Consider the following 8295-nt stretch of genomic DNA (forward strand, 5'->3'; position numbering starts at 1 on the left):
GGGCCCGCCCGGTGGACGGGCCCGCGCGGCGCGGCGGGTCAGGTCAGCCCGCCTGCTGCTTGCTCTCCAACGCCTCCATGGCGTTGACGGCGGCGGCCACCGTGCCGTGCACGGGCACCTGGCGGTGCAGGCCGACCAGCCGCACCACCTTGGTGACGCGCTCGTTCGGCGCGGCCAGCGCCAGGCTCCCACCGTGCTCCTTGACGGTGCGGTAGGCGTTGATGACGACGTTGAGTCCGCTGGAGTCCATGAACTCCAGCCGTGACAGGTCGAGGATCAACCACGGTCCGTGTGCGTCGACAGCGGACAGGACATGCTCGTGGAGGTCGCCGGCGGTCGCGATGTCGAGGTCGCCCTCGACGCTCACGATCACGCTGTGGTTCTCGACCCGGGTGCTCAGCCCAAGCCTGTGCACGTTCACTCCTCCCAGCCCCACGTGTTGATGAGGGGTTCCCCTTGCTAACCATACGGAAATCGACGGAATCCGGTAGTGGTCCGTCCGCACTCCCTCGCACCGGCCCGGCAGCGGCGGCCGGCGCGTCGGACCACCGGGGGCTCCCACCCGCCGCGTCCCGTAGGTCTCCGACCACACACGGTATTAGGCGATCCACCGCACGGGAATGCCGATGCGCAAGATATTTTCGCCCACACACGTCATTTCAGACCGCGCGGGGTTGCGGTCCGGCCCATTCCGCGGCCGTGCCGGGCCGGAACGCGCGGAGGCGGACCGGGCGGCCACCGCGGGTCACTCCGCGTCCCCGTCACCACCGGTGACCGCGAACGCCGCGAGGAGGCGGTCGGCGCCCAGGGTGGCGGTGAGATCGCCGGCCCGCACCGCGGTCTCGACCTCGGCGGTGAGCTCGCGCACCCCCGGGTGCCGGGTGAGCCGGTCGAGCAGCCGGTCGCGGACCTGCGCCCACATCCAGTCGACCTGCTGGCGGCTGCGGCGCTCGGCGAACTCCCCGGCGTCCTCCAGCGCCCGCCGGTGGTCGAGCACCGCCCGCCACACATCGTCGAGGCCGTCGCCGGTGAGCCCGCTGCACGTCAGCACCGGGGGGCGCCACGCCGGGGAGACCGGGCGGAGCAGCCGCAGCGCCCGCGACAGCTCGCGGGCGGCGGCGCGCGCGTCGCCGGCGTGCGGGCCGTCGGCCTTGTTCACCGCGACCACGTCGACGAGCTCCAGCACGCCCTTCTTGATGCCCTGGAGCTGGTCGCCGGTGCGGGCCAGGGCCAGGGCGCAGAAGCAGTCGACCATCTCGGCGACGGCGACCTCGGACTGGCCCACCCCGACGGTCTCGACCAGGACCACGTCGAACCCGGCGGCCTCCATCAGCACCATGGTCTCGCGGGTGGCGCGGGCGACACCGCCGAGCGTGCCGGCCGTGGGCGAGGGCCGGACGAACGCCGCCGGGTCGACCGCCAGCCGCGCCATGCGGGTCTTGTCGCCGAGGATGCTGCCGCCGGTGCGGGTGGAGGAGGGGTCGACGGCCAGCACCGCCACCCGGTGCCCGGCGGCGGTGAGCCGGGTGCCGAGCGCGTCGATGAACGTCGACTTGCCCACCCCCGGCACCCCCGTGACACCGACCCGGTGGGCGCCGCCGCTGTGCGGCAGCAGCCGGACCAGCAGCCGCTGGGCGAGCTCGGCGTGGTCGGCGCGGCGGGACTCGACCAGGGTGATGGCGCGGGCCAGGGTGGGCCGGTGCCCGGCGAGGACGCCCTCGGCCAAAGCGTCGATGTCGATGGTGCGGCTCATCCGGGTCCTGATCTGCGGCGGTGGCGGCTACGCGGGGTGGCCGAGGGCGGTGCCGAGGCGGTCGAGCAGGCCCAGCGCGGCCTCGGCGATGACCGTGCCCGGCGGGAAGATGGCCGCCGCCCCGGCGGCGTGCAGGGCGTCGAAGTCGGCCGGCGGGATGACCCCGCCCACCACGACCATGATGTCGTCGCGGCCCAGCGCGGCGAGCTCGTCGCGCAGCGCGGGCACCAGGGTGAGGTGGCCGGCGGCCAGCGACGACACCCCGACGATGTGCACGTCGGCCTCGGCGGCCTGCGCCGCGACCTCGCCGGGGGTCTGGAACAGCGGGCCGACGTCGACGTCGAAGCCGAGGTCGGCGAACGCGGTGGCGATCACCTTCTGCCCGCGGTCGTGGCCGTCCTGGCCCATCTTGGCGACGAGGATGCGAGGGCGGCGCCCCTCGTGCTCCTCGAACGCGCGGACGCGGTCGGCGACGGCCGCCATGGCCGCCGCGGCGTTCTCGGACGTGCCGGCCTCCTCGCGGTAGACGCCCTGGATGGTGCGGATCTGCCCGGCGTGGCGGCCGAACACCTTCTCCATGGCGTCGGAGATCTCGCCCACCGTCGCCTTGGCGCGGGCGGCGTCGACGGCCGCCGCCAGCAGGTTGTCGCGCAGCGTGGCGCCGTCGGGGACCGCGCCGGCGGCGGCGGTGAGCCGGTCGAGGGCGGCACGCACGGCGCCGTCGTCGCGTTCGGCGCGCAGCCGGCGCAGCTTCTCGGCCTGCTCGGCCCGGACCCGGGTGTTGTCGACCTTGAGCACGTCGATCTCGTCGCGGGTGTCGGGCCGGTACTTGTTGACGCCGATGACGGGCTGGCGCCCGGAGTCGATGCGCGCCTGGGTGCGGGCGGCGGCCTCCTCGATGCGCATCTTGGGGATGCCCGCGTCGATGGCGGCCGCCATGCCGCCCGCCGCCTCGACCTCGCGGATGTGCCCCCAGGCGCGGTGCGCCAGCTCCCGGGTCAGGCGCTCGACGTAGTGGCTGCCGCCCCACGGATCGATGACCCGGGTGGTGCCGGACTCCTGCTGGAGCACGAGCTGGGTGTTGCGGGCGATGCGCGCGGAGAAGTCGGTGGGCAGCGCCAGGGCCTCGTCGAGCGCGTTGGTGTGCAGCGACTGGGTGTGGCCCTGGGTGGCGGCCATGGCCTCGACGCAGGTGCGCACGACGTTGTTGAACACGTCCTGGGCGGTCAGCGACCACCCGGAGGTCTGGCAGTGGGTGCGCAGCGACAGCGACTTGGGGTCGCCCGGGCCGAATTCCTTGACCAGCTTGGCCCAGAGCAGGCGGGCGGCGCGGAGCTTGGCGACCTCCATGAAGAAGTTCATGCCGATCGCCCAGAAGAACGACAGCCGGGGGGCGAACGCGTCGACGTCGAGCCCGGCGGCGCGGCCGGCCCGCAGGTACTCGACCCCGTCGGCCAGGGTGTAGGCGAGTTCGAGGTCGGCGGTGGCCCCGGCCTCCTGCATGTGGTAGCCGGAGATGGAGATGGAGTTGAAGCGGGGCATCCGCGCCGAGGTGAAGGCGAAGATGTCGGAGATGATCCGCATGGAGTGGCGCGGGGGGTAGATGTAGGTGTTGCGGACCATGAACTCCTTGAGGATGTCGTTCTGGATGGTCCCGGCCAACCGCTCGGGCGCCACCCCCTGCTCCTCGGCGGCCACGATGTAGAGCGCCAGGACCGGCAGCACCGCGCCGTTCATGGTCATCGACACGGACATGCGGTCGAGCGGGATGCCGTCGAACAGCCGCCGCATGTCGTAGATGGAGTCGATGGCGACGCCGGCCATGCCGACGTCGCCGGCCACCCGGGGGTGGTCGGAGTCGTAGCCGCGGTGGGTGGCGAGGTCGAACGCCACCGACAGGCCCTTCTGCCCGGCGGCCAGGTTGCGCCGGTAGAACGCGTTGGACTCCTCGGCCGTGGAGAACCCCGCGTACTGGCGGATGGTCCACGGCTGGTTGACGTACATGGTGGGGTAGGGGCCGCGCAGGTAGGGCGCGATGCCCGGGTAGGTGCGCAGGAAGTCGAGGCCGTCGCGGTCGGCGGCGGTGTAGAGGGGGCGGACCCCGATGCCCTCGGGGGTCTCCCAGACCAGGGCGTCGGGGCCCTTGCCGGTGGCGTGTTCGAGCGCGGCCGACCACGCGGCGGCGGCGCCGGGGGCGGGCGCCGCGGCGCCGGGGTCGATCCGGCTGAGGTCGGGCACCGCCGGGGCGGAGGCGGTCTCGGTCATGTCGCCACTCCCAGAGCGTCGTGGAGCTCTTCCAACAGGGTAAGCGCGTCGCACCCGGTGAAGCAGAACCCGTCCACACCCGCCGCGCGGAGGCCGTCGCCGGGGGGCCCGGCGAGCAGGACGCGTTCGGCGCCGGCCGCCCGCAGCGCGGCGACCGCCGCCGCGGCGTGCTCGGCGTAGGCGCCGTCGGTGCCGCACAGGCAGGCGATCCGGGCGCCGGTGGCGCGGAACTCGGCCGCGGCCTCGTCGGGGCCGCCCGCCGCGGTGCCGCCCACGGCTTCGATGCCGCCGGCGCGCAGCAGGTTGGCGGCGAACGACGCGCGGGCGGTGTGCGCCGCCACCGGGCCCAGCGTCGCCAGGTGCACCCGCGGCCGGGCGCCGGTGGCGGAGAGGTGGGCGTCGGAGCGGTCGCGCAGCGCCTCGAAGTCCTGGGCGTAGCGGCGCGCGGGCAGCGCGTGCGGGCCCAGGGCGGCGGGCGGCCCCGGGGCGGGGCGGCGCGCGGGCGGGGCGGCGTCGTCGGGGAACTCGCTGACGCCGGTGATGGGGTCGCGGCGGTGGGCGAGGGCGTCGCGGCGCCGCTGCCAGACCTCTTCGACCCGCTCCGCGACCAGGCCCGACGCCAGCGCCGCGGCCATGCCCCCGGCGGCCTCGATCTCCTGCAGGAACGCCCAGCCGCGCAGCCGCAGGTCCTCGGTGAGCCGCTCCACGAAGTAGGAGCCGCCCGCCGGGTCGGCCACCCGCGCCAGGTGCGCCTCCTCCACGAGCAGCGCCTGCGTGTTGCGGGCCAGGCGGCGGGCGAAGCCGTCGGGCAGGCCGAGGGCGCTGTCGAACGGGCGCACGGTCACCGCGTCGGCGCCGCCCACCCCGGCGCCGAAGCAGGCGAGGGTGGCGCGCAGCAGGTTGACGTGCGGGTCGCGGCGGGTGGCCATCGCGGCCGAGGTGACGGCGTGCTGGCGCATGGCCCGGTGCTCGGGCGCCAGCCCGCTGACCTCGGTGACCCGGTGCCACATCGCGCGGGCGGCGCGCAGTTTGGCGATGGTCAGGAACTGGTCGGCGGTGGCGGCGAAGCGGAACTCCAGCCGGGCGGCGGCGTCGGCCGGGTCCAGGCCCGCGGCGGTGAGCGCCCGCAGGTAGGCGGCCCCGGCGGCGATGGCGGCGCCCAGTTCCTGGGCCTCCGAGCCGCCCGCGTCGTGGTAGGGGGTGGCGTCGACGGTGACCAGGCGCAGGCCGGGGTGGCGGCGCGCGTGCGCGGCGGCGGCGCGGGCGGCGCCGTCGAGGTCGGCGGGGGCGCCGGTGCGGGCCGCGACGGACAGCGGGTCGATGCCGAGGTTGCCGGCGACGGCGCCGTCGGGCAGGCCGCGGTCGGACCAGGCGCGCAGCAGGGCGCGGGCGGCGTCCTCGTGGTCGGGGCCGGCGTCGAGGGTGACGGGGGCGAGGTCGAGGTGGACGTCGGTCAGCGCCTCCTCGACGCCGGACACGGGCAGGCCGGCGGCGCCGACCGCCAGCCACAGCGACGTCACCCCGTTCTCCAGGTCGGCGAGGACGGCGCGGCGGGTGGCGGCGGGGTCGGGGTCGGCGTGCAGTTGGCGGACGTCCCACCCGGCGGGTACGGGCCCCTGCGGGGTGCCGCCCCGGGTGAACGGCGCCACCCCGGGGAACCCGGCGCCGCCGGGGGCGGGGGCGTCGTCGGCCGTGTAGAGGGGGGCGACGGTGACGCCGTCGTAGGTGGTGGAGGCGAGCAGCCGCTCGGGCTCGGGGTCGTCCGGGTCGACCTCGGCGCCGGTCCTGCGCAGCACCTTCGCCACCAGTCCGCGCCACTGCTCCCGCGTCGCCTCGGGGAACTCCGCCCCGAGGGCGGGTTCGCCGCTCTCCGCCTCGTTCATATTCCGAGATGGTAGAGAACCGCCCTGTGGCCGCGCTCACTCGGGGCGCGGCTCACCCCCTGGCCCGGTGCGGGGCGCGGGGGCGGGCGGTGTCAGCCGAGCACGATCGCGCCGGCCAGGACGGGGTCGCCGAAGGCGACGGACCCGCTGCCGGAGGCGATGGCGCGGCCCCCCTGGCAGGTGGTGCCGGCGAAGAGCGCGTACTTGGTCGGGGCCTCGGTGTCGATCGCCACGACCCCGCCCTGGTCGGAGTCGAGCACGCGGCAGCCGCCGCCTTCGACGGTCTGTCGGTGGCCCGACTCGAAGACGACCGTGACCGGCCGCGTTGCGGCGCCGCCGGCGGACATGCCGGCCGCCGCGCCGGCGATGGTGGCGGACATGGTCGCGAGGTTCGCGGGACGGATCGGCACGGTTCTCGTTCCTCATCGGGAGTCGGGTGATCTTGACTCAGTGTCATTTAGCTACACCAGTGCGTGAAAACCCGGGAATTCCCCACGGTGTGTCGCGGACTTCCGGGCGCCACCGCCCCGAGGCGCCCGTCGATCGACTAATGCGACGTATGTTGCGATAGAGGAATCGGTGTGCCATACTCCCTAACGCGACGCTCGTCGCATTACCGCCGCCTGAAGGAGGAGATCGCCATGGGCCACAGCAGCCGCGTCGCCACCGGTCCGCTGCCCACCCCCGCTCTTCCTCCCAGGAGGCTCCATGTCCTCTTCCGCGTCCCCGTCCATCGTCTGCTCCGATCTGGCCTTCGACTGGCCTGACGGCACCGTCGTCTTCGACGGGCTCGACGCCGCCTTCGACCGGGGCCGCACCGGCCTGATCGGCCGCAACGGCTCGGGCAAGTCCACCCTGCTCAAGCTCATCGCCGGCCGGCTGGCGCCGGGCTCCGGGTCGGTCCGCGCCGAGGGGGACGTCGGCCTGCTCGACCAGGACCTCACGCTCGACACCGGGCGGACCGTGGCCGAGCTGCTCGGCATCGCCCCAATCCGCGCGGCCCTGCGCGCCATCGAGGCGGGCGACACCAGCGAGGCCGCCTTCGCCGCCGTGGGCGACGACTGGGACATCGAGGAGCGCGCGCTGGCCCAGCTGGAGCGGTTCGGCATCGCCCTCGACGGCCCCGACCCGCTCGCCCGCACCGTGGGCACGCTGTCGGGCGGCGAGGCGGTCCTCACCGGGCTCGCCGGCCTGCTGGTGCGCCGGCCCGCGATCACCCTGCTCGACGAGCCGACGAACAACCTCGACCGGCGGGCGCGCGCCGTGCTCCACGACGCGGTCGCGGCGTGGCGCGGGGTGCTCGTGGTCGTCAGCCACGACCGCGAACTCCTGGACCGGGTCGACCGGATCGCCGAGCTGCGCGGCGGCGGGATGCGCGTGTGGGGCGGGAACTACACCGCCTACACCGAGCAGCTCGCGGCCGAGCAGGAGGCGGCCCGCCGCATGGTCCGGGTGGCGGAGGCCGACGTCCGCCGCGAGAAGCGCCAGCTCGCGGAGGCGCGGATCAAGCTCGACCGGCGGGTCCGCTACGGCTCGAAGATGTACGACACCAAGCGCGAGCCGAAGATCGTCATGCAGCAGCGCAAGCGCGACGCCCAGGTGTCGGCCGCCAAGCACCGCATCATGCAGTCGGCCAAGCTGGACGACGCCCGGCGGAACCTGGCGGAGGCGGCCGCGGCGGTGCGCGACGACGACCGCATCCGCGTCGACGTGCCGGGCACGGCCGTCCCCGCGGGCCGGGTCCTGCTGGAGCTGCGCCACCCGGGGGGCGCCCTGACCGTGCGCGGCCCGGAGCGCATCGCGCTGGTGGGCGACAACGGGTCGGGCAAGACGACCCTGCTGCGCGCGATCGCCGGCCTGAGCCGGCACGGCGCGATCGAGGCTGCCCGGCCCACCACCCAGGAGGCCGGGCACGGCGCGATCGAGGCGGTCCGGCCCACCGGCCAGGAGGCCGGGCACGGCGCGGCCGAGGTGATCCGGTCCACCGACCGGATCGGCTACCTGCCGCAACGTCTCGACGTGCTGGACGACCGGGCGAGCGTGCTCGACAACGTCCGGGCGGCCGCCCCCTCGGCCACCCCGCACGAGGTGCGCGCCGGCCTGGCGCGCTTCCTCATCCGGGGCGACCGGGTGGACCTGCCGGCGTCGGTGCTGTCGGGCGGCGAGCGCTTCCGGGTCGCCCTGGCGCGGCTCCTGCTGGCGGACACCCCGCCGCACCTGCTACTCCTGGACGAGCCCACCAACAGTCTCGACCTGGACAGCGTCGCGCGGCTCACCGAGGCGCTCGCCGCCTACCGGGGCGCCCTCATCGTCGCCTCGCACGACCGGCCGTTCCTGCACGCCCTCGGCACCACCCGCCACTGGCACACCCCCCCCCCCCCCCCCCCCCCCCCC

At 75.3% G+C, this 8295-nt stretch carries 6 protein-coding genes; 1 reads left to right on the forward strand and 5 read right to left on the reverse strand.

The features are described 5' to 3' along the window. Positions 1 to 43: 43 nt before the first annotated feature. The 5 genes from NT8_RS25445 to NT8_RS25465 all read right to left on the reverse strand — a co-directional run bounded on the left by NT8_RS25445 (position 44) and on the right by NT8_RS25465 (position 6311). Positions 44 to 415 (reverse strand): STAS domain-containing protein, encoded by a 372-nt coding sequence (locus NT8_RS25445; RefSeq protein WP_067974802.1) that lies wholly within the window; start codon positions 413 to 415, stop codon positions 44 to 46. Positions 416 to 745: 330 nt separating this feature from the next. Beyond that, positions 746 to 1753, reverse strand: a complete 1008-nt coding sequence (meaB, locus tag NT8_RS25450; protein ID WP_067974805.1) for a methylmalonyl Co-A mutase-associated GTPase MeaB — start codon at positions 1751 to 1753, stop codon at positions 746 to 748. 27 nt (positions 1754 to 1780) lie between these two features. Then, positions 1781 to 4018, reverse strand: coding sequence for a methylmalonyl-CoA mutase (gene scpA / locus NT8_RS25455; RefSeq protein ID WP_067974808.1), 2238 nt, complete (start codon positions 4016 to 4018; stop codon positions 1781 to 1783). Then, positions 4015 to 5901 (reverse strand): methylmalonyl-CoA mutase family protein, encoded by a 1887-nt coding sequence (locus NT8_RS25460; protein ID WP_067974811.1) that lies wholly within the window; start codon positions 5899 to 5901, stop codon positions 4015 to 4017. The genes scpA and NT8_RS25460 overlap by 4 nt, the downstream gene beginning before the upstream one ends. Before the next feature lie 92 nt (positions 5902 to 5993). Beyond that, complete coding sequence (locus NT8_RS25465) at positions 5994 to 6311, reverse strand: phosphatase (RefSeq protein ID WP_067974813.1); 318 nt, start codon at positions 6309 to 6311, stop codon at positions 5994 to 5996. A 298-nt stretch (positions 6312 to 6609) separates the two neighbouring features. On the opposite strand from NT8_RS25465, the gene NT8_RS25470 reads away from it, so the two are divergent. Further along, positions 6610 to 8295 (forward strand): ABC-F family ATP-binding cassette domain-containing protein (locus NT8_RS25470; protein ID WP_067974814.1); only part of this gene is annotated, 1686 nt, incomplete at its 3' end.

This window comes from Nocardiopsis trehalosi NBRC 14201 (genome assembly GCF_001552555.1).
GTDB classification, from domain to species: domain Bacteria; phylum Actinomycetota; class Actinomycetes; order Streptosporangiales; family Streptosporangiaceae; genus Nocardiopsis_B; species Nocardiopsis_B trehalosi.